The sequence below is a fragment of the Rathayibacter sp. PhB179 genome (genome assembly GCF_004345345.1).
GTDB classification, from domain to species: Bacteria; Actinomycetota; Actinomycetes; order Actinomycetales; family Microbacteriaceae; genus Rathayibacter; species Rathayibacter festucae.
This window is the reverse complement of the sequence record NZ_SLVD01000010.1, coordinates 19,628-41,995: the sequence shown is the minus strand read 5'-3', so window position 1 is coordinate 41,995 and position 22,368 is coordinate 19,628. Positions and strand designations below refer to the sequence as shown.

The window sequence follows — 22,368 nt, the reverse complement described above, 5'->3', positions numbered from 1 at the left end:
CCGCGCGACCAGACGAAAGCAGGACCTCATGCTCAGACCCTTCCTCCTGATCGGAGTCGGCGGCTCCGGCGGCAAGACCCTCCGCGGCATCAAGTACCAGCTCGAGCTCAAGCTCCAGCAGCTCGGCTGGGAGGGCGGCATTCCCGCCGCCTGGCGCTTCCTGCACTTCGACACCCCCACCGTCCAGGACGGCATGGAGTACCAGGCGCCGTTCCTGCCCCGGCAGGACTACCGCGGCCTGGTCAGCACCGCGGCGACCTTCGACATCGTGCACGGCTCGATCACGAGCGCCCACGCGACCAACAACGCGATGCGCCACGACATCGAGCGCCAGCTGCCCGACCCGCGCCTGGTCAAGGTCGACGTGACCAAGGGCGCCGGCCAGTACCGCGCCGTCGGCCGCGCCGTCGCGCTCGCCGCCACCAAGGAGATCGCCCAGGCCGCGCGCCTCGCGATCGGGAAGATGAACGACGCCGAGTCGCTCGCCGAGCTGCAGACCCTCGGCCAGCGCCTGCGCGCCCGCGACGACGGCGGAGACGGCAGCCCGATCGTCATCGTGATCTCGTCGGTCGCCGGAGGCTCGGGAGCCGGCCAGTTCCTCGACATCATCGAGATCATCAAGTCGACCGCGAAGCAGTACCCGTGGTCGAACCAGTTCTTCAGCATGCTCTACGCGCCCGACGTCTTCGATCAGCTCTCGGTCACCGCCGGCATGCCCGGCAACGCGCTCGCCGCGATCTCCGAGACGATGAACGGCTTCTGGACCGACACGCCCTCCGCAGCGACCCTCGAGCTGCTGCGCACCAAGGGCGTCGCGCCCTCCTACGGCGCCGCGATGGACCGCGTCGGCGCCGCGTACCCCTTCATCGTCGGCCGCAGCAACAGCAAGGTCACCTTCGAGGACCAGAACGCCGTCTACGACGCCGTCGCCACCAGCCTCACCGCGTGGATGATCGACGAGCGCGTGCAGGACGACATGATCGCCTACTCGTCCGGCAACTGGCAGGCCCGCTCGGCCGCCAACGTGCTGCCCGACAACTCCGGGCTGATGAGCCCCGCGCACCACTCGCCGCCGTTCTCCTCGATCGGCTTCGGCCGGGTCACCCTCGGCCGCGAGCGCTTCCTGGAGTACTCCGCCGAGCGCTTCGCCCGCTCCGCGATCGACCGGATGCTCTTCGCGCACGCCGAGGAGGACCCGCAGTTCGAGCGGATGACCGAGCGCGAGTACATCGAGAAGTCGGCCGACAGCGAGTACCAGCGCTTCCTCCGCGAGCTGCGCCTGAACGAGGAGACCGCCGAGCACAACGACGTCACCGACGCGCTGCGCGACCAGAGCACCCTCGACCTGATCAAGGCCGAGCTGCAGCGCGGCGCCGACGACGAGCTCTCCCGCCCCGAGTCGCTCGACCGCCAGGGCGGCACCGACATCACCACCTGGACCGACCGGCTCGTCAACGAGTTCACCCGGCACAGCCCGCGCCTGCTCCAGCGCGACCGCGAGGCCCGCCAGCGCCGCCTCGACGAGTGGACGCGCACCATGCCCGGCCACATCCTCGAGACGGTCTCGCGCTACGTCGCCCAGGACGGCCTGCCCGTCGTCACCGCGATGCTCCGCCGCCTCGAGCGCGGCCTCAAGGGCACCGTCGACGCGCTGCGCGTCGAGGCCCGCCAGCACGAGGAGTGGGTGGGCACCCTCAGCTCGCTCGTCTCGGACGAGCTGCGCACCTCGGCCAATCAGCAGTCGATCCGCCCGGACCAGGAGGCGGTGCAGTTCGCCATCCAGCGCCTCGGCCAGGCGCTCGAGTGGTCCTCCGAGGCGGCCCTCCGCGACTCCGCCTGGGCGCTGCTCGCCGAGCTGCGCGAGACCTTCCTCGGCCCGCTCGCCGACTACCTCGACGGCTCCCGCACCGCGCTGCTCCAGCGCGTGCACTCGCGGAAGACCAGCGACGACCGCGAGAACGCCTACGAGTTCTGGCCCCGCCGCGTCGACGAGACCGTGCCGCGCAAGTACTGGCCCGCGCCCAACGAGCGGATGCTCGTCGAGCCGGAGAAGTACCCGGCCGAGTTCCAGAAGCTGGTGCGCGCCTCCGTCGACGGCGACGCCAAGTACCAGGACGCCGTCCTGCGCGTCCTCGCCGACCAGCTCGTCGGCGTCAGCCCGGACAGCGAGTCGGACGCGGGCTCCTGGTCGCTCGTCGGCAACCCGCGCACCTGGAAGCCGACCGTCACCGCGGACCCGGCCGTCGCCAACCCGGCCCAGCGTGCCTCCTTCGAACTCGCGACCGACCCGGAGGTCTACGTCGGCCGCGCCCGCGCGTGGATGAAGCGCGACGGCACGCCGTTCGCCGCCTACATCGGCGAGGACCTGCTCGGCTTCTTCGACTCCGAGGTGCTGCCGCCCGACGTCTTCGCCGCCCGCCGCGACCGCTACCGCGAGCAGCTCCAGGCCGCCCTCGGTGCCAGCGAGCCGCTGGTCAAGCTCAACCCGGCGCTGCTGCGCGCCGTGCACGGCAAGGCGATCAACGAGGACACCTCGCTGGTCTTCAGCTCGATCCCGTTCCGCGCCGGCACCGAGATGTACGAGGTGACCAAGGGCGTGCTCGGCCAGATGGGCGTCTGGGACGACGCGACCAGCGAGTCGTGGTTCCAGGACCAGAAGGTCGACGGCATCGAGGTCTTCGCGATGTCCGGCTTCCCCTACGAGCCCATCGTGATGGACTCCGTGATGGAGCCGATCGCCCGCGGCTGGCTCGCGCAGTCGAACACCCAGGACAGCCGCGAGGCGTTCTGGAAGTTCAAGCGCGCCCGCCTGCTCGGCGAGAGCATCCCCGCGGACCCGCGCGCGATCGAGTCGATGATCCGCGGCTGGTACGTCGCCAAGGCCCTCGGCCGCCTCGCCGTCGACGCCTCGCAGGGCGAGAAGGGCCCCAAGCTCTCGGTCTGGGACCCGGCGACCCGCGCGCTGGCGGACTTCCCGCACCCGCTGCTGAGCGAGCGCAATGCCCGGCCCGCCGACTTCCCGGGCGTCGTGCTGCAGTCGCTCGCCATCGCGATGGCGCTCTGCAACGTCGACGGGACGCTGGCGCCACTCGCCGCCTACCGCGTGCTGATCTCGCTCGGCGGCAGCCGCGGCGAGGAGACCGAGCTGGCCGAGTGGCTGCAGACCGGCGCGCTGCCGACCGGTGCTCCGGTGCCGGAGTCGTCCCGCGCCGGCAGTGCGGACGGCGACCTCGCGTCGCGCCGCTCCGCCGTGCAGGCCTACCTGACCGCCGAGCTCGCCCGCTTCGACAGCGACATCGTGCAGCAGGACGACATGGTCTCGGTCTACGACTACCCGGTCACCTGGGAGATGCGCGAGCAGTTCCGCGAGGCGCTGCTGGGGCTGGTGTCGTCGGTCGTCTCGACCGGTCCGCGCGACTCCGGAGTCTGAGCGTGCCCCCGGAGATCCGCCCGGACGGCTACGGGCCCGCCGGCTTCTGGCCCGACGGCAAGGCGGCGATCGTCCTGCTGCCCAGCGGCGCGCAGGGCGAGACCCTGCTCGAGCTGGCGGCGCAGTGGACGAAGACCGGCCTGCTCGGCCAGGCCCTCTGGGTGCTGCCCGAGCACGTCAAGACCTCGCCCTACGCGCCGCCGCAGATCGAGGCCGTGGTGCTCGGCGTGGGCGCCGACCTCGAGTCGGTCGCGATCGCGGTCGACCTGTTCGAGGCGCTGGCGGAGGAGCCGCTCGCCCTCGTCCGCCTGGTCACCCTCCGCTCGGCCCTGCCCGAGCGCGAGACCGACGAGGCGCAGGACGCGGTCGCCGACCTCGTCAGCCGCTGGGTGCGCACGTCGATGCCGCTGCCGAATCCGTCGGCGACCCTCGCCGACCAGACCACGGAGCTCCGCCGGGTCACGCTGATCTGCGCGCCGACCGCGTTCCAGCTGCGCGAGCGGGTGGAGGCGCACGAGCACGGCTTCGTCGTCATCGCCTCGCCCGAGGACCGCTCGAGCCCGTGGTCCGGTGACGCCTTCGTCCGCGACGACGAGCGCTTCACCGGCTTCACGCTCACCCACCTGGCGAGCGTCGCCGGGCTGTGGAACGGCGTCACCGACGGCAGCGTCGAGCTGATGAGCCGCGAGTCCGACGGCGGCGACTCCGTCTGGATCTCCCGGGTGTTCCTCAACGCGGTGCTGACCGAGTCGCTCGGCCGCCGCGTCGCCGCGGGGGTGCTCGAGAACGCCGCCCGCCCCGACTCGCTGCTGATCGACCCCAGCGTCAGCCCACCGCCGCCCGGCACCGCCTACATCGACGACGGCCAGATCGCCGGCTACGTCGACAGCATGGTCGCCGGCGCGCTGCGCCTGGACGGCGGGGCGCTCACCTACGACTCCGCCGGCTCGCTCGACGTGCCGGAGCCCGAGCGGATCGGCTTCTGGGCGCAGATCGGCCGCTTCTTCGCCTTCTCGGCCGGCAAGCTCGTGCAGATCCCGCGCTGGGCCGTGCTCTGGATCACCTCGAGCGCGAACCGCTCGGTGACCCGCGCCCTGCACACCTCGCAGGGCTCGGCCGTGGTCGGGGCCGACTACGACGAGGTGCTGGACGTCCGCGACCGGCTCCTGGTCGCCGACCTCGAGCACCTCCGCGACGACGAGGGCCGCGCCCGCGCCGAGGCCGACGCGCCCGCCGCGATGGCGCACGTCCGCACCACGCCGCAGCTCTGGGCCGGCCTGCGCGAGCTGGTCTTCGGCGCGCTCGACGGCAGCGCCGACCTCCGCGACGCGGGCTTCGCGCCCGTCGAGGGGGCCGTGCCGGTGTTCGGCCGCGTGGGCGACGTGCTCGCGCTGCCGGACGACCCGTGGGTGTCGTCGGGATACGACGTGCCGCCGGGGTTCCCGGAGCGGGTGGACTGGTACGCGCTGGCGCTCGCGGATCCGCGAGAGCGGCTGCAGAACTGGGTGTCGGCGTCCGAGGCGGCGGCTGCTGCGGCTGCCGCGCAGGTGCCGGTCGAGGCCGCTCCCGACGCCGTTCAGGCGCCCGCAGCGGAGGAGTCCGGGGCCGGGTCCTCCGACTCCGCCGCGTTCGCGCCGCCCGCGCAGGAGACGCTCGTCGAGGGCGAGGCCGCCGAGCCGCGGACCGTCGTGCAGATCGAGGTCCCCTTGGAGGAGGCTCCCGAGCCCGTCGAGCCGCCCGTGTCGGCCTACGACGCCGAGGCGCGCCGCTCCGGCCGCCTGCAGGCGCTCGGCGAGTACGACCTGTGGGCCGGCCGGCAGAGCTCCTCGTTCGTCTGGCGCTTCCTCGACCGGATCGGCGCCGAGCGCCGCCGCGCCGAGGACGAGGTCGCGTACCTCAAGGGCGAGATCGACGCGATCCGCCCGCAGCGCCCCGGCGAGCTGCTGGGCCTGCGCCGCGAGTTCCACCGCACGCTGCTCGTCGGCTGGGTCACCGTGCTGGCGCTCGCGATCGTGGTCGGCGTCGGCATCTGGTTCGTCAACGACTACGCCTCGCGGCAGCCCGCGGGCAGCTTCGATCCCGGGCTGATCACCTCTGTGCTCTTGTGGGTGCTGGTCGGCCTCGCCGGTGCTGGGGTGCTGATCACGCTGGTGTCGCTCGTCCGGTACCACGCCGGCTGGTCGCGCTTCGAGCGGCGGATCCAGCTCGAGCGCACCCGCCTCGCGCACTACGGCCGCAGCGCCCGCCGCGCCCGCGAGGAGGCAGCGCGCCTGCGCTCCGTGCACCGCCAGGCCGTCGAGTGGCTGGTGCTGCTGTCCAAGGCCGTGCACCGGCCGTGGCACGTGCCGCCCGTCTGGCTGCAGCACGAGACCTTCGATGTGGAGCGCGGCGCCATGCCGTTCGCGGTGCGCCTCGCGACCGTCAGCGGCGAGGAGACGGCGGCGGTGGCCCGCATGCGCGCCGCGATGACGTCCAAGCTCGTCCGCCGCGGCTGGCGGCACGAGGCCTTCGAGTCGCTCGTGCAGGAGATGGCCGCGGACTACGGAGCCGGCCAGGGCTTCGGCCTGTCGGCGCTGGACGAGGACCTCCCGCACTCGTCGAACCACACCCGGCGGATGCTGCTGCGCGCCCTCGACGACGAGTCGCTGCTCACCCGGATCGCCGCCCCGCGCCTGGCCGACATCGTCGCCTCCGTGCAGCGCGACGAGGAGGCGATCGCCCGCCCGCGGGTCCGCCCGATGGGCACGAATCCGCTCAACGCGCTGCGCCGCCCCGAGGACTTCGAGGGCGTCGAGCTCGACGTCCCGTGGGACGACTTCCTGCTCGACTCGCTGACCCGCGCCGACCCGATGACCCCGGTGAGCGCCACGGTGCTGACCGAGCTGCAGGTGGGCGAGCGCTACCACGAGCGCGTGACGAGCTTCCTCGTCGCGCCGTCGCGGCTGCAGGAGCGGCTGCGCTTCGACCCGTCGGCGCCGATCCACGTCGTGCCGTTCGAGGCGTCGACCGGGTCGCCGGTGGATCTGGTGTGGCGGGTGGACGTCGTCGGGCCGGTGCCGCGCGCGGCGATCCGGCTGTGGGACGGGGCGGTGCGGGCCTCGGCGCCCGTCGTCCCGGCTGACGGCGACTCGGGGGTGTAGTCGGTGGTCGGGAGGCCGCCGCCGCCGCGGCCCGGTGGGGTGCGGCGCGTGGGGGCTCCGGGGCTCTCGCGGGGTGCTGGGCGGCCGGGGGCTCCGGCCCGGTATCGGCGGGTGCGGCGGGCGCCGTGGTGGGCGTGGATCGTCGCGGCCGTCGGTGTCGCTGCGGTCGCGTTCGCGGTGGTGGGAGTGGGGGAGACGGTCGGGGCGCCGGGGGCGGGGTCTGCGTCGTCCGGTGTCGCTGCTGGGCCCGCTTCGGTCGCTCCTGCTTCGGCCGCTCCCGCGACGGCCATCCCGTCCGCCGCTGCCGCGACGACCGCGCCGACCGCGTCCGCGTCCGTCCCTGCGTCGCCGACGGCGGACCCTGCCGACCCTGCCGCGCTCGCGCTGGCGACCCTCGCCGCGCTGCCCGTCGATGACGGCCGCGCCGACGTCCCCTACGACCGCGACCTGTTCGGCGAGTCCTGGAAGGACGTCGACCGCAACGGCTGCGACACCCGCAACGACATCCTGGGCCGGGACCTGCTCGACCCGGTCTTCAAGCCCGGCACCCGCGACTGCAAGGTCCTCTCCGGCACCCTGGTCGACCCGTACGACGGCACCGCGGTGTCGTTCGTCTCCGGGAGCGACACGTCGCGCCTCGTGCAGATCGACCACGTCGTCGCCCTCGGCTGGGCCTGGCACCACGGCGCGTGGGCGTGGACGGACGAGCAGCGCCTGCTGTTCGCGAACGACCCGTCGAACCTCGTCGCCGCCACGGACGACACGAACCAGTCCAAGAGCGACGCCGGCCCGGGGGAATGGCTGCCGCCGGCCCCGGAGCTGCGCTGCGGGTACGTGGAGCAGTTCGTGGGGGTGCTGGGGGCCTACGAGCTGGCGATCGGGGCGGAGGCCCGGGAGGCGGCGGAGGCGGTGCTGGTCGGGTGCTGATGCGCGTCGGTCCGCGCGACCACCGGTATCTATCCGCCTTACCCCGCTACCCTGAGCGGCACGATGGCCTTCGACGCTGACCCGGACTGGGACGACACGGCGGAGCCGTTCAGCCTTCGCGTGTCTCGCAAGCGCCGCGCCCGCCGCCTCTCCGCAGGCGAGGACCGCGTCACCGCGATCCTGCTCCTCGTCTTGCTCCTGGTGTTCGGCGCGATCCTGTTCTTCCTTGTCCTGATCGAGGACATGGCGGTCGACGCCTGCGGCGGAGCACCGGGCGTCTGCGACTACGAACTCCTCGCCTTCGCGACCTGGCTCGTCCCTGGCGCCGTCTCGCTGACGGCCCTCCTGACGATCGTCGCGCTCCTGCGCCGCGACAGGTCGCGTCGCATCTGGTGGATTCCCGTGATCGGCGCTGCTGTCGCCGTCTTCGCATTCCTGATCGCGTCGCTCCTGGTCTTCCTTGCCGTGCACTGAGTGCTAGATGATTGGCGCATCTTCCGACGAGTCGACAACAATCGCCAGCCTTGGTCGGCGGCGGCTTTGACGAGTCCCGTTAATTCGGCGAGTTCGAAAAACCTTAATGATAGGAGAGGCGCTTCTCGTTGGCGTCAACGGAGTAGGGCGCACTCATCGTCTTCGAATGTCGATTATTTGGGTCATCGTTCTCGGTCGATGGCCGTGAGGAGGTGTCGCCCGAGTGCGGCACCAAGCGGAATCGGTACCGCATTGCCGATCTGCTTGGCGATGGCCGATTTTGAACCGACAAAATTGTAGTCGTCTGGGAAGCCCTGAATCCGAGCAGCTTCGAAGTGCGTGATAGCACGATGCTCAGTGGGATGAAGATAGCGCCCCTTCTCGGGCTTGAAGAACTCGGTCCGAATGGTAACGGAAGGTTTGGTCCACGTGAGGCGTCCCATGACGTCACCTGATCCGCTTGTATGCTTTCGCCAACACGGTGCCTTTAGTTCCTCAGGGAGATCGAAGCGGTTTCCTCCCTCGGGGATAGCCGCGAACCGAAGTAGTGAAGTCGAGCTGTAAGTTCTGGCGAGATGTAACTCATCGCTTCGAAACGGTCCAGGGAGCATTTTCTTCTCGTGTCGCACCACGTAGTCCGGTAGCTCCGATTGGGTCAGCTCGGCGGGAACACCCGTCCAAACCTTGGAGAGAGGGACGTAGTCGGTTGCGTGGGTCTCCGAAGGGGCGCCTACAGGTGGTAACCCGCGGCGGCGGCCGATGACGACTACCCGCTTTCGAATTTGAGCCGCGCCGTAATGTGCGCTGTTCAAGACGAAGGCCTCAACCTCGTACTCGTCGAGCATCCCGCCGTCGAGGAGTGCTTCTGAGAACACGTCGAACTGCGGTGACCTGAGAAACGCGGGCACGTTCTCGAGTAAGAAGTAGGTGGGGCGCGCACGGCGGACCGTCTCTGCGTACTTCTCCCACAGAAAGTTCCTGTGGTCATCCTCCGCGCGTTTGCCCAGCGGGGAGAAGCCCTGGCAGGGCGGGCCCCCGACGACGAGGTCGACCTGAGGCACGTCCTCCTCGTCGAGCCAGTTCTCGATCCCGCCCGTGTACACCACGTCCCCGAAGTTCGCGCGGTAGCTGGCTGCGGCTGCAACGTCCAACTCGACTGCTCGGACTGTGACGAAGCGGTCGCTCGCGCTGTGGAGACCTGCAGAGAAGCCCCCCGCGCCTGCGAAGAGATCGAGGGTCCGGATCGTGTCGCTCTTCATCGGAGCGCGCTCGTCCGCGGGTGACAATGCTGGCGTGGACACATCTCCGGACGATAGTCGAAAAGGATCGGCGCCGCCTCCGCTGACGGCAGCAGGGGCGGGAGCCGCGTCATCGCCTGCGGTGTCGGCGAGGATGTCTCGACAGAAGCAACGAGACACTGCTCCGGAGCTGTCACTCCGCCGCGCGATGCACGCGCTCGGTCTCCGTTACCGCATAGAGGCTCCGCTGCCGGGCATGCCTAGGAGGCGGGCGGACGCTCTGTTCTTGAAGGTCAGGGTCGCTGTCTTCGTCGACGGCTGTTTCTGGCACTCGTGTCCGCAGCATGCAAGCGCGCCCGCCGCGAACGCAACATGGTGGGAGACGAAACTCGCGGGCAACGTTGCCAGGGACCGCGACACCGATTCGCGGCTCGCAGAGCAGGGCTGGCTCTCGGTGCGCGTGTGGGAGCACGAGGACATGTTGGTCGCGGCGGTCGCAATCAGATCGATCATCCAAGCGCGGGGTTCAGTAGCTGAGCCCGTCATTGGAGAATCCCCTTCGCCCGAAGGACTCTGATCGCGGATGGCTCCGCGGCGGACACGCTCATCCAGTGAAGTCCTAGCCGTCGCGTCGTGGCGTTCGTCACTGCGAGCAGGCGGCGCCGAACTGGCGCTTCAGTGACGTCCTCCTCGAGTCGTTCCAGACCCGTCACGACGATGTCGTCGAACTCGAGCCCCTCGAGCTGGCCCGCTTGCAGAACGTAAATGCCGTGCGCGCCCACGTCCCAGGAGCGAATCGCCGAGAAGGGTACATCGCTGCTAAACAGACGGCTCCGACCGAGGCCGAGGCGGAGGAGCAGATCCGCGATCCGACCGACATGCTCAGGATGCATCGGGACGATCGCAAGGCGAAGGCTGCGGTCCTGACGGTAACGTGCCAGCGCTGCTTCAATTGCCAGTCGACCGCTCTTTGGCGCGATATCGATGATGCCCTCAATATGGCTGCCCTCGCGGTCGGAAGCAAGGGCGTCGCCGCCCCAGGCGGCGGCGACGGCCAGCACGCCCCTCGGCTGCCGCCTCCGGCGGTCGAGACTTGTGCCGGGGTCGATCCCGGTCGCAGCCGAGACTGACCGAGCGGCGATTCCGTCGGTTGTGACGAAAAGGTCCTCAGTCATCAGGCGCAGGGTCATCAGCTGGTCGTCCTGGAGGTGATGCGCGTCATCGACTACCACGGAGCGGACGCGTGGAGCGCCTGTGGCAGCGACCGCCAGCCCGAGTCGAATCCAATCGACCTCCGACGGCGCGGGAGCGCGCTCGCCGGTAAGTGTCTCAAACCGCCTGACCGTCCACTCCGTAACAGTCATCAAGTCGACGTCCTCCGCAAGAGGACCCAAAAGATGGCGCATTCGACGGGCCCTCAAGACGGAGGTGCTCAATATGACGGGTCGCGGTCTACTCACAGGGGGTCCCGCTTGGAGGAGTGTCGCTGCTCGGAACGCCGCGACTGTGCTGCGTCCCGAGCCGGAGCGCCCAACGACCAGCTGAGGCGACCCGAAAGGGAGGGCGATCGCGGCATGTTGGTACTCAGAGAGTCGATCGAAGTGCACGTTCCAGCGGTGGGAGCGATCGATGCTCATGGCACTTGCGAAAGAGCAGCGGCCTCCAGGACGGGCGCAAAGAAGCCGGGGACGTCGTCCGAACCGACGACGAGCGTCCGATCGAGAAGGAAGTTTCCGTTCTCGCAGCTGGTTTCAGAAACCAGCGTGCAGGCATGGCACGAAGCGAGATTCAGCCCGTCAAGCGAGACCGTGTGCTGCTCGCTGCAGAGCGGGTCGGCAGAGCACCACGCCGCGTCGTCGAGTGCGCCGAGCAACGCCGGAGTTAGTCGTCCGGGCTCGCCCTGACGAACGAGTCCGCCGAGCGTCCCTTCGGCATCTCCCGCGGCGGTGTAGATAAGGAGTCCACCGAATACGACCTCCCCCGCTGCGGTCGTGCGCGCGAAGATACGTTCGCGCAGAGATGACGCTCCGTAGCCGCTTTCGAACGACAGCCGCCGGATGAGCAGGTGCGCGAGCGTGTGGAGCATGACGTACCGAGCCGAGATGCTCGGGCCCGTTCGCCTCTGCAGGCGGCTCCACATGAAAGAACGAGCGGCCTTCTCGCCGAGGCCCGCCACGCGGTCTGCAACCCGAGGGTCGGACTCCCATGACGATAGTGCTGACTCGTCGAACGACAGGAAGATACCCTCACCCCGGATCTCAATGGCCGGGAGCCATGTGGGACGCGGTGTCTCATGGAAGCCGCGTCCGTCGGCTCGCACGAAGTCCGACTCCGTCCCTGGCGTGACACGTCGGAACCCGCTGAATGCCCGGACCTCCCGGAGAGCGTCAGCGAGTGTCACCCGCGTGACGAGAGCGGCGAGCGCTCCCGTTGCTGCACCGTTCAGTATTGGCTGGAGAGAGGTGATGCGAGTGCGAAAGTCATCCGTGGCGAAAGGCTCCGCATTGGTGAAGGCGGCCCATTCTGATTCCGCAATTTCGTCGACTGTTCCTGGGGTGTCTATGGCGAAATCGCTGCCGTTCGTCCCGGACTCGGCAGTCGCGAGGGCAAGAATTTCATGCGCGGAGCGAGAGAGCATCGGTGCGAGACCTGCTGCAAGGGTGAGGGCCAAGGCCTCATTACCCTCAATGACGGCGTCGATGACCCCCTTGAGGAACGGGTGGTTGACGACCGCCCGATCGGCGGGTGACAAGTCAGGAGTGGCGAAGGGCACCTCGATAGCCGAGTGCGCCTCGGGATAGTAGACGTTGCTCGCTCTTCGTTGAACCACACGAGGTTCTCGTGTGCACGAGGAGATTGCGCCCTTTTCCCATCGGTCCCAGGGATGGCGCCCGACGCACTTCAGCCCGAGCCGCGTCGCCAACTGCGGGTCACTGATATCCGCGAGCGATCGGCCGGAAGCGCAGTAGTCGCATCTCACCTCGACCGAGGCCAGGCCGGCACCGGTTCCACCACTCGATCGGAACCTGAGCCCGTCCCGCTTCTCGCAGGATGCACGCGTCGAAGAGTGCGCGAACCACCTCCAGTCGACGTCGCTCAGGTGACCACTTTCACAGATCTGGACCCAGCGCATGGGGACGAGTCGAAAGCTTTTCTTCTTCGTGATTTTGCAAGCCATGCAAACAGCGCTCGGGTTCAGGTCCTCCATGGCTGAACTCCACCGCACCATCAAGCGGCACGCGCCGCAGAACAGCCAAGAAGGGAATCGCGTGACCGGAAGGCGCTGTCCACTCGACGATCCGAACCGGAAGTCGGGGTTGTCGGCCGGAGGTGCGAAGAACTTCGAGACCCGGAGTGCTGAGGACAGACGAGGAGAGTGTACCTCGATTTTCACCGACTGCTGGTGGAACCAAGTCGCAGTGGATTCGACGACGAAAGATTGACCAGATACGTCGAAGATCGCCCCTACTCCATTGGGCGCGATCACCTGAGACTGTCGAAGTTGGTCCTCACTCACTTCTTTCCTGCTTTCTTGTAAGTTCTGCCCCGAACGTAGAGTGAGGTCTGGGCGTCGACGTTTCTCATTGAGCGGAGTGTCGCATTACCCTCACCGCTCTGCCCGAATCCTTTGAGCAGGCGTGAGTCAAGACCGCTGGGGTCGTTGTAGACCAGCTTCGTCTCAACTGCTTTCTCCTCCCAGTGCTCGATGAATATCTCTAGTGTGGCTCGGGCGGAGTTCACCTCGGATGGGTCGACCCGTGCGACAACGGCAAGTAGACGTTCGGCGTAATCTCGAATGACGCTTTCTCCGTGTGGGAATGCTCGGCCCGCATCGCCGTTATTTCGAAAGCCCGCACCGAACCGAGCGAGGATCACGAGTGCAGCGTGGAGACTCCTCCGCTGCGACGGCGGAGAGTACGGGGTGACACTAGTCGGTTCCACGTGTCGATAGAGGGCGCTGTGGTAGGCGCTGAACGTCTCGAAGTGCGATCGGTCCCTAGGCCTTGCAGAGCGGAAAACGCTGACGACGAGTCCCGGTCCGGCTCGTCCGACTCGGCTCGTGGCCTGGATGTACTCGGAGGTCCCCTTCGGTTGACCGTTGACTAGCATCAGTCCGAGTCGGGGCACGTCGACGCCGACCGAGAACATGTTGGTAGCAGCGAGGACAGAGACTGCGTCGTCCGTCTGGGCGGTGAGCCCTAGACGCTCGAGCAGACGCGGTTGCTCGGCCCTCGGGACGTTTGCTGTCAGTTCCTCGACGTCATCAGCGAGCAGCTGTCGGGCGTTCTCTCCAAAACGCGCCGCCAAGCGTAGAGGCACGTCGTCGCGCGCGATTGTCATCGTTCGTCCGAGCTCCTGGAGGGAGCTGTGGTAGGCGACGACGGTCCAGAACAAATCGCGTTCCCTCCCCTCGAGCGCCATGGCTGCAGGTCCCTGCAAGAGGGCGGCGAGGGTGTGCACGATCGCGGTGTCGGAGGTATGACCCTGCGGCATCAGCCCGAGGTAGAGGCGGCCCGGACCCGTCTCGTCCCTCCGCGCGAAGAAGGAATCTGCCTCGTCGATACCAGGTGGGGGGAAGACGGCGACATCTCGACCGAAAAGCCCTTTCACCTGCTCGCTCGCTCGCCGGACGGTCGCGGTACTGGCGACCACCTTCGGCGGCCGGCCCTCGCGCTCGCACGCCAGCTCGATCGCGTGCTCGTAAACCCCGACAGTAGTACCGAGAGGGCCGGTGAGCAGATGCAACTCGTCCTGGATGATCAGAGATGGCGGTGCGAAGGCGCCTGAGTTGCCGAGAAAAGCACCTCCCCGTTCGTGCCACGCGAGATCGGCGAACTTGTCTACAGTTCCGAGCACGAAGGTCGGGATCTCTTCGTAGAGCTCATCGTCGACGACATGTACGGGAAGCCTGTCGTGGAAGGGGCAGTCGGGACGAGGGCAGTGAAGGGCGAAGTGCGTGCTGCTGGCCCTGACCCCATAGGCGGCGTCGTCCTCCGAGAAGCGGCGCGGCATCACCTCGGTTCCGCACCACCCGCATCGATCGACAATGAAAACATCGCTTGGTTCCGAGTCTTCGCGTGTGGAAACGAACACTTTGCGAGCGTCAGCGAACCTGTTCTTCGTGGTCGCTTCTCCGACCCATAGCCCGATCGAGATCGGCGAAGAGCCCAAGTCTTCTTGCTCGCGGCGGATCATCTCGCAGGCGAGGATCGTTCCGGCAGCTCGCTGGAACTGCTGAGCAGTCAACAGACTCATCGTATAGCGGCTGAGAACAGCCGTTCCTGCGCCGTACTCGCCATCCACAAGCCGCCGTCGGAAGATTTCGAAAGCGGCGACGAGGAGGTACGCCTCGGTCTTTCCGCCTCCGGTGGGGAACCAGATCAGGTCGACTAGCTCCCGGTCCGGGTGCGACGCATCGACGAGACCCGGCAGGATGTCGAGGAAGAAGCCGATCTGGAAGGGGCGCCACGGACGTCCCTGCGGCGACCGCATCGCCTCTGGATCGAGATCAGCCGGTTCAGTAAGGGATCGTCTCACACCGGCGTATGCCTTCGTGCCTCGCTGGTATTGCAGGACCATCGCGCGGTTGGCCAGCTGAAACGCACGCCAAGCAACGTCGTCGGTGCGGAGGATCTCCACACCCGCACCCATCCTGGTCTCCGTGCTTCCCACCCGACCAATGATGCGATCAGCGGCGGACGACGTCATATCGAGGCCGCGCCGCCACTGGCCGTATGCGGTGACCAGCGAATCCAGTGCTGAGCAGATCGCCATGCGGCTCGTCTTAGGGTCCGCCATCGCGGTCGAGTCGAATGCCAGCGTATCGACCTGCCAGTGGTCCGACAGCTCCGTGAGGGTCCCGTGAACGAGGGAGAGGGGAACGGTCTTCGCTCGAATTCGGTCAGACGTGCCGTCTCTGGACCACTCTGGTGCTGCGCCGTGTCCCACGGCATAGTTCGTGTGCTCGCGGTATTGGAGCCGGAGCTCAAGCTCTTCTTCGTCGAAGGTCTCACTCGCCACTGCCGGATACTCAAGAAGGGTGCCTGGCGGCAACTCGACCGAGAGCTCAACCTGCGTCAGGAGGTCGTCCCACATCTGCTCGGGTTTCCGGGTCGAGGCGCGAGCGGAGTTGCTGAGAGTCACTGTGACCAGATGCCCACCCGTACGGTCGCGCCACCGGACATCTATTAGTCCACGTCCGTCCTCCAAGACCGGCCTGTCCCGCACCGCGCCCGACACCGCGAGCTGCTCCTGCATCGTCGGCTGGCGGTCCCACGTCCGCTCGCCGCGCTTCGCGCCCTCGGGCGGCGGAGCCTCAACGGTGGTGTACCGCCCTGCTGAAAATTTGACAGCGATCGAGTCCGCCGTGGTGAAGAAAGAGATCCCGAGCGACGACGGCAGGAAACGGGTACTCGCCTCGACCGGTGCATCTGTCGGTTGCATGTCGCTCTCGGCGACGCCGTCGTAGGCCACGGGGTCACTCTCGTCGTCGAGGTCCGACTGCTCCCGGCGCGGATCGTCCGCGCTCGCGATCAATTCCTCGTTCGGGCGCGGGTAGAGCGTGCCGGCGAGGTAGCGCCGATGCGGGGGATCGGTGAGCGTCTCTGTCTCGCCGTCCGTCGGTCCGATCAGCTCCGTCTCGAGAAATCGGACGAATCGGTCGCGGACGTCGCCGGGGGTCGCTTTGTCGGTATCCACTCGCTCGCCTTTGTCGCGCCGTCAATGATGTCGGATTCTCCAGCGACTGAAGCGTTGTCGAACCCTTCTGTCAACATAGGCCATCGGATGGCCCTCGATCTGCGGGCTAGAACGGGGGTACCGGTGGTTCCAACATACGTAGATGTATCACTGGCGGCACTTGTGCGCGCTCTGGCCGAGGCGTACCCGGTCTCGCTCGACAACGTGCGTGCGCTGTCGACCGCGTTCGCGACGACCGCCGATGTTTCGCTAGCGGTCGAAGTGCTGCGGGAGAAGGAGGTGGCGTCTCGGCTACCAGTTCCCACCGAGACAGTCGAGCGAGACCTCCTCGATGGGAGCACCGCCACCGAGGAGGCCACCTCCGGCACATCGACGAGCGCTGACCTCGATGGTCCGCCATCGGATGACGACGAGGAGGACCGCGGGCCGGTATCTGAGCACGACGATGTGGACATCGATTCGGTCGCCACGCTGCTCGATCCCAGCTTCCTCGACACGCCAAGAATGCGCATCGCGGTGAGGCTCGCCGCCTCCGATGGTAAGGCTTACCTGACAGATGACGCCTTCCATGACCACCTGCGCAAGATTTCTCGCGGGTACCTTCTCAGGGCCGAAGACGAGGTGCGGCTCGCGACGATATCTGATGTCGGGGTGCTCGCGCTCGAACGCCTCAGGAATACGGAGGAGCTCTCTCGTGCCGATAGACGCCTCTACGGAAATCTAGTCGACCGGGGCAATGCAGCGTTTGATGCGATGGTCTTTGCTAACCTTCGTCTTGTCGTAAGTATCGCGAAACGATACAGCGGACGAGGCCTCGAGATGCTCGACTTAGTACAGGAGGGTTCGATCGGCCTGCTTACCGCGGTCAAGAAATTTGATCCGAGCAAAGGCTTCAAGTTCTCCACCTATGCCACCTGGTGGGTGCGGCAGAGTATTTCCCGCGCCCTTGCCGACAAGGGGCGAGCTATACGTATTCCTGTTCATGCGCATGAGCAGCTGGGGAAGCTTCGAAGGGCGCAGGCGGAGCTCGAGGGGCGCGGGCTAGAAGCAACGGCTGAAAGTCTTGCCCGCCTCGCGGACCTGTCGGTAGCGAAGGTGAAGGAGCTCACTGGGGCGTCGTTCGGAGTGCTTTCTTACGACGTCGAGCTTGGGGAAGAGGGCGAGGCGACACTGCTCGAAGTGTTGACGCGCGAGCAGCACACAACGCCCGACTACGTCTGGGACATCGGCTTCAGGGGGATCACCAAAGATCTTCTCGGCGCCGCGCTCGGACTGCTGAATGAAAAAGAGCTCCTCGCCATCGTCTTGCGCTATGGGATCGACGGGGCCGAGGCTCGCACGCTCGACGAGGTCGGCGTGCTGATGGGAGTGTCCAGGGAACGCATCCGTCAGCTTGAGAAGAAGGCTTATGCCACGATGAAGGCCGCGCTCGAGTCTGCTTCCTTATCGCCGCTGAGTCGCGAGCTTCAGATCGTGCTCCCAACCGCTATTCAACCTTAGTGTCTTTGCAGCATCGAAGTCCGAAGTGGTGATCACCGCCCGTGATCGTCGGGGGCGATTGGCGGAAGATTGAGCAGGTACCTTGATGAGTGGCATGCGTGCCGCAAGTGTCGGGAATAATATGGACGGATTTACTTCTTGGTTGATGACGACGGCCGAATTATCTCCAGGTTAGGGTTGGGAGCGAATGCAATTTGTGCGATGGAGAGCCCGTGGCGATGAGCAATATCAACTCTCGTGTTCTACGATTTCACGTTGACGGGGTGGATTCGCCGGTTTTTTCATGCCCCGCTGCTGTCCGTCTCGGGTCGGCGGCGGCAGGCCAGGATGCGGCCGTCGCTCTCGATGACGGCAGCAACAACCTCGAGGACATCCACGACTCCATCATGGGGCACCCTCGCAACGAAGGTTGAGGGGCGCTATCCGCCCACTTGTGCTGCCTTCCGAGCGCTCAGCCTTAATTTCGAGGCCGAGCCGCCCGGCATGCTGCGCCTCCGCCCGCGTCTTTGACGCCCCCGCCACCCCCGTGTTACGTTCGCTCTCGGACATGTGACTGGTCGTGCAGGCAGGATCCGACGAAACGCGTACGAAGCGTCGTCGGGTCCTTTTTTTGTGCCCGGACGCCTCCTGACGCGCCGATGACGGGGCGGGGACAGCGACGGACGGCAGGACAACACGCAGCACAGCGCAGGGAAGCGCGCGTCCCCCACACACCCGAAGGAGTACCGATGAGTACCCAGGACAGCGCGAAGGCGATCCTCGAGCACGTCGGCGGCGCCGGCAACGTCTCGAAGCTGCAGCACTGCTCGACCCGCCTGCGCTTCGCGCTCGCGGACGACCAGAAGGCCGATGTCGACGCCCTCAAGGCGGTGCCCGGCGTGATCGGCGTCGTCATGGGGCCGCAGACGCAGGTCATCGTCGGCAACGGCGTCGCCGAGATGTACGCGGCGGTCGAGAAGCTGCGCGGCGGCACCGAGGCGACCACCCCCAAGACCAAGCAGCCGCGGTCGCTCAAGCGGCTCGGCGCGACGATCATGGACTTCGTCGTCAGCGTCTTCACGCCGATCATCCCGGCCATCGCCGGCGCCGGCATCTTCAAGTCGTTCCTCGTCCTCGCCTCCGCGGTGGGCTGGCTCGACCCCGCCAGTGACAACTTCAAGCTGCTGTCCGCCATCCCGGACGCGGTGTTCGGCTTCCTGCCGCTGCTCGTCGCGTACACGAGCGCCAAGAAGCTCGACGTCAACCGGCCGCTCGCCCTCGGACTCGTCGGAGTCCTGGTCTTCCCGGCATTCACCACGCTGCTCAACCAGGAGGGCGGCGTCGCCCTCTTCGGCATCCCGGTCCCGGTGATCGCCTACAACGCGCAGGTGTTCCCGGCGATCCTCGCGGTCCTCCTGCTCTCGGTCGTCGAGCGCTTCTTCACGAAGCACTCCTGGGGCCCGATCCGCACGTTCTACGTGCCGCTGATGTGTCTCGTCATCGTCGCGCCTGCCACGATCTTCCTGCTCGGCCCGCTCGGCTACTGGCTCGGCTCGATGCTCACCGGCGCCCTGATCGGCCTCTACGGCGCGCTCGGCTGGGTGGCCGTCGCGCTCCTCGCCGGCGTCCTGCCGCTGATCATCTCGGTCGGCATGCACAAGGCCTTCATCCCGCCGACCATCGCGACGATGGCCAGCGCGGGCAAGGACACCTTCTACCTCGCCTCCTCGCTCGCGCACAACGCGGCGGAGGCCGGCTCCAGCCTCGCGATCGCCCTGCGCACCAAGAGTGCGGCGCTGCGGGCGACCGCCTTCTCCGGCGGACTCTCCGCCCTCTTCGGCATCACCGAGCCCGCCCTCTACGGCGTCACCCTGCAGAACAAGCGCGCGCTGATCTCCGTGATCTCGGGCAGCGTCGTCGGCGGCGCCTACATCGGCGCCACCCAGGTCGCCGCGTTCGCGCTGGTCAGCCCGGGCGTCGCGAGCATCTCGATGTTCATCGACGGGCTCAACCCGTGGAACCTGCTCAACGCGGTCATCGGCCTGCTGATCTCCGTCGCCGTCTCGTTCGTCGTCTCCTTCATCATCTGGCGCGACGACGCCTCCGCCAGCGTCCAGGCCCTCGGCGACGTGGTCGCGAAGGACGCCGACGACGCGACCGCCCTCACCGCCCCGCTCAGCGGCGACGTCATCCCGCTCAGCGAGGTGAACGACCCCGTCTTCTCGGCCGGCGTCCTCGGCGAGGGCATCGCCATCCGCCCGACCGACGGCGTCGTCCGCTCGCCGTTCGCCGGCACGGTCATCGCCGTCCTCAGCTCCAAGCACGCCATCGGCCTGCGCCGCGACGACGGGGTCGAGGCCCTCATCCACGTCGGCCTCGACACGGTCCAGCTCGACGGCGCGCCCTTCGACGTGCACGTCGCCGTCGACGAGCGCGTCGAGGCCGGGCAGCTGCTGCTCACCGCCGACCTCGCGGCCATCACCGCCGCCGGCTACGACACCACCACCCCGGTGCTGATCACCAACTCGGCCGAGTACACCGTGCTCATCGAGCCCGCCGACCGCGTGTCGGCGGGCGATGCGATCATCACCGTCACCCAGAAAGAGAAGGAGCTCGCCGATGGCGCTGCCTGAGGGATTCCGTTGGGGCGGCGCACTCGCCGCCAACCAGGTCGAGGGCGCGTGGCGCGAGGGCGGGCGCGGGCCGGCCGTCAGTGACGTCGCCTCCTACAAGCCGAAGGCCGACCCCAAGGAGTACGCGATCCACCATCAGAACACGGTGGCGAGCATCACCGCGGCGATGGCGGACGACGACACCGAGTACTACCCCAAGCGCCGCGGCATCGACTTCTACCACCGCTACCCCGGCGACCTGGCGCTCTTCGCGGAGATGGGCTTCACGACCCTCCGCGTCTCGATCGCCTGGACCCGGCTCTACCCGACGGGGGAGGAGGCGGAGCCGCTCGAGGAGGGCATCGCCTACTACCTCGCGCTCTTCACCGAGATGCGGCGCCTGGGCATCGAGCCGCTTGTCACCCTCTCGCACTACGACCCGCCGCTCGCCCTCGCCCTCAAGCACAACGCCTGGGTCGAGCGCCGGACGATCGAGCTGTTTGAGCGCTTCGCCCGCACCTGCTTCGAGCGCTTCGGCCACCTCGTCGACATGTGGCTGTCGTTCAACGAGATCGACGGGATCATCCGCCACCCGTTCACCTCGGGCGGCATCATCGAGGAGACCGTCGAGGGGAGTGTGGAGCAGGCCTGCTACACGGCGCTGCACCACCAGTTCGTCGCGTCGGCGTCGGTCACCCGCATCCTGCACGAGCTCTGGCCCGAGGCGCGGATGGGCTGCATGCTCACGATGCTGACGACGTACCCGAACACCTGCCACCCCGACGACGTCGCGGCCACCCAGGCCAAGGAGCGGATGCTCTACCTCTGCACCGACGTCCAGGCCGGCGGCGCCTACCCGCGCCTCGCCCTCCGCGCGCTCGCTGCACGCGGCGTCGAGATCCCGTTCGCGGAGGGGGACGCCGAGCTGCTGCGCGAGCACCCGGTCGACTTCATCTCGTTCAGCTACTACATGTCGATGACGGAGTCGGTGCGCCCGGACGCCGAGCGCACCCCCGGCAACACGGTGCTCGGCGTGAAGAACCCGTTCCTCGAGTCGAGCGAGTGGGGCTGGCAGATCGACCCGGTCGGCCTGCGCATCTCGCTGATCGACCTCTACGACCGCTACGGCAAGCCGCTGTTCATCGTGGAGAACGGGCTCGGGATGCGGGACGAGCTCGTCGCATCGGACAATGAGGGGGAGGATCCCCGCATCCACGACCCCTATCGGATCGACTACTTCCGCGCGCACTTCGAGCAGATGATCCAGGCGGTGGACGAGGGTGCGGAGCTCCTCGGCTACGTGAGCTGGGCGCCGATCGACCTGATCAGCGCCTCCAGCTCGCAGATCTCGAAGCGCTACGGGTTCGTCTACGTCGACATGGACGACCTCGGCCATGGCAGCACGAACCGGTACCGGAAGGACTCCTTCTTCTGGTACCAGCGGGTCATCGCGTCCAACGGCGCCGACCTGGGATGACCCTCCTCGCTCCACCCGCTTGCCGGGCCGCGCAGACGCCGTCGACGGAGACACGCATGCAGACCATCAAGAAGGTGCTCAACTCGAGCGTCGTGCTCGTCGTCGACGAGCGCGGCGCCGAGCGGGTGCTGCTCGGCAAGGGGATCGGCTTCGGCGCCAAGGCGGGCGAGGTGATCGAGGCGTCCGCGGTGGACCAGGTGTTCGTCGCGCTCGACGACGCCGACCAGCGGAACCTCGTCGAGCTGCTGGCGCAGATCCCGCCGGAGTTCGTCGAGCTGACGCGGGCCGTCGTCGCCGACGCGGAGGAGCAGGGGCTGAAGCTCGACCCGCACGTGTACCTCGCGCTGACCGACCACCTGCACTTCGCGGTGGAGCGGCAGCGGCGCGGGCTCGCGGTCGCGAACCGGCTGGCCTGGGAGATGCGCTCGGTCTACCCCGTGCAGTACGCGGTGGGGGAGCGGGCGGTCGCGGCGATGCGCTCGCGGCTCGGAGTGGACGTGCCGGACGACGAGGCGGCGAACGTGGCCTTCCACCTCGCCAACGCGGAGCTGGGCAAGGTCGGCATCGACTCGCTGCGGATCGTCCAGCTGATCCGCTCCGTGACCGCGATCATCCAGCACACGAGCGGGGCGGCGCTGGACCGCGAGGACCTGCGCTCGGCGCGCTTCGTGGCGCACCTGCAGTACTTCGCCGAGCGGTTCTTCTCGGGCGGGCTGCTGGTCAGCTCGGACGACTTCCTCTTCACCAGCCTCAGCACGCGGTATCCGCGGGCGGTGGCGACGGCGGAGCGGGTGCGCGCGTTCGTGCGGGCGGAGTACGGTGCGGAGCTGCCGAACGAGGAGGTGGCGTTCCTGGCGCTGCACATCGCGCGGGCGGCGCCGGAGTAGGGCGC

Annotated in this window: 13 protein-coding genes; 9 read left to right on the top strand and 4 right to left on the bottom strand. The window is 67.8% G+C overall.

Going from position 1 to position 22,368, the window contains the following annotated elements; translation table 11 throughout:
- Positions 1–28 precede the first annotated feature (28 nt).
- From EDF43_RS17950 to EDF43_RS17935, 4 genes are all read left to right on the top strand, one after another.
- Positions 29–3,430 carry a tubulin-like doman-containing protein gene (locus tag EDF43_RS17950; protein WP_132437932.1) on the top strand — a complete coding sequence of 1,134 codons (3,402 nt, stop codon included), beginning with the start codon at positions 29–31 and terminating at the stop codon, positions 3,428–3,430.
- A 2-nt stretch (positions 3,431–3,432) separates the two neighbouring features.
- Entirely contained in the window at positions 3,433–6,570 is a 3,138-nt protein-coding gene (locus EDF43_RS17945; RefSeq protein WP_132437931.1) for a hypothetical protein, read from the top strand.
- A gap of 111 nt (positions 6,571–6,681) precedes the next feature.
- Positions 6,682–7,497, top strand: coding sequence for an HNH endonuclease family protein (locus EDF43_RS17940; protein WP_132437930.1), 816 nt, complete (start codon positions 6,682–6,684; stop codon positions 7,495–7,497).
- 63 nt (positions 7,498–7,560) lie between these two features.
- Positions 7,561–7,971, top strand: coding sequence for a hypothetical protein (locus EDF43_RS17935; RefSeq protein ID WP_132437929.1), 411 nt, complete (start codon positions 7,561–7,563; stop codon positions 7,969–7,971).
- Positions 7,972–8,153: 182 nt separating this feature from the next.
- On the opposite strand, the gene EDF43_RS17930 is transcribed toward EDF43_RS17935, so the two are convergent.
- Positions 8,154–9,230, bottom strand: a complete 1,077-nt coding sequence (locus EDF43_RS17930; protein WP_132437928.1) for a DNA cytosine methyltransferase — start codon at positions 9,228–9,230, stop codon at positions 8,154–8,156.
- A gap of 133 nt (positions 9,231–9,363) precedes the next feature.
- Here EDF43_RS17930 and EDF43_RS17925 point away from each other — a divergent pair, with 133 nt between their 5' ends.
- Positions 9,364–9,786 (top strand): very short patch repair endonuclease, encoded by a 423-nt coding sequence (locus EDF43_RS17925; protein WP_132437927.1) that lies wholly within the window; start codon positions 9,364–9,366, stop codon positions 9,784–9,786.
- On the opposite strand, the gene EDF43_RS17920 is transcribed toward EDF43_RS17925, so the two are convergent.
- From EDF43_RS17920 to EDF43_RS17910, 3 genes are all read right to left on the bottom strand, one after another.
- Positions 9,752–10,399, bottom strand: a complete 648-nt coding sequence (locus EDF43_RS17920) for a hypothetical protein (protein ID WP_132437926.1) — start codon at positions 10,397–10,399, stop codon at positions 9,752–9,754. The genes EDF43_RS17925 and EDF43_RS17920 overlap by 35 nt on opposite strands.
- Before the next feature lie 443 nt (positions 10,400–10,842).
- Positions 10,843–12,726 carry a DUF1998 domain-containing protein gene (locus EDF43_RS17915; protein WP_279389011.1) on the bottom strand — a complete coding sequence of 628 codons (1,884 nt, stop codon included), beginning with the start codon at positions 12,724–12,726 and terminating at the stop codon, positions 10,843–10,845.
- The gene (locus tag EDF43_RS17910) at positions 12,723–15,908 is read right to left on the bottom strand and encodes a helicase-related protein (RefSeq protein ID WP_132437924.1); all 3,186 of its coding nucleotides are present in this window, start codon (positions 15,906–15,908) and stop codon (positions 12,723–12,725) included. The genes EDF43_RS17915 and EDF43_RS17910 overlap by 4 nt, the downstream gene beginning before the upstream one ends.
- 87 nt (positions 15,909–15,995) lie before the next feature.
- On the opposite strand from EDF43_RS17910, the gene EDF43_RS17905 reads away from it, so the two are divergent.
- From EDF43_RS17905 to EDF43_RS17885, 4 genes are all read left to right on the top strand, one after another.
- Entirely contained in the window at positions 15,996–17,408 is a 1,413-nt protein-coding gene (locus tag EDF43_RS17905; RefSeq protein ID WP_165909173.1) for a sigma-70 family RNA polymerase sigma factor, read from the top strand.
- 728 nt (positions 17,409–18,136) lie between these two features.
- Entirely contained in the window at positions 18,137–20,020 is a 1,884-nt protein-coding gene (locus EDF43_RS17895; RefSeq protein WP_132437921.1) for a beta-glucoside-specific PTS transporter subunit IIABC, read from the top strand.
- Positions 20,007–21,476, top strand: coding sequence for a family 1 glycosylhydrolase (locus EDF43_RS17890; protein ID WP_132437920.1), 1,470 nt, complete (start codon positions 20,007–20,009; stop codon positions 21,474–21,476). Before EDF43_RS17895 ends, EDF43_RS17890 begins: the two co-directional genes overlap by 14 nt.
- A gap of 56 nt (positions 21,477–21,532) precedes the next feature.
- On the top strand, positions 21,533–22,363 hold the full coding sequence (locus EDF43_RS17885) for a PRD domain-containing protein (protein ID WP_132437919.1): 831 nt from the start codon (positions 21,533–21,535) through the stop codon (positions 22,361–22,363).
- Positions 22,364–22,368 lie beyond the last annotated feature (5 nt).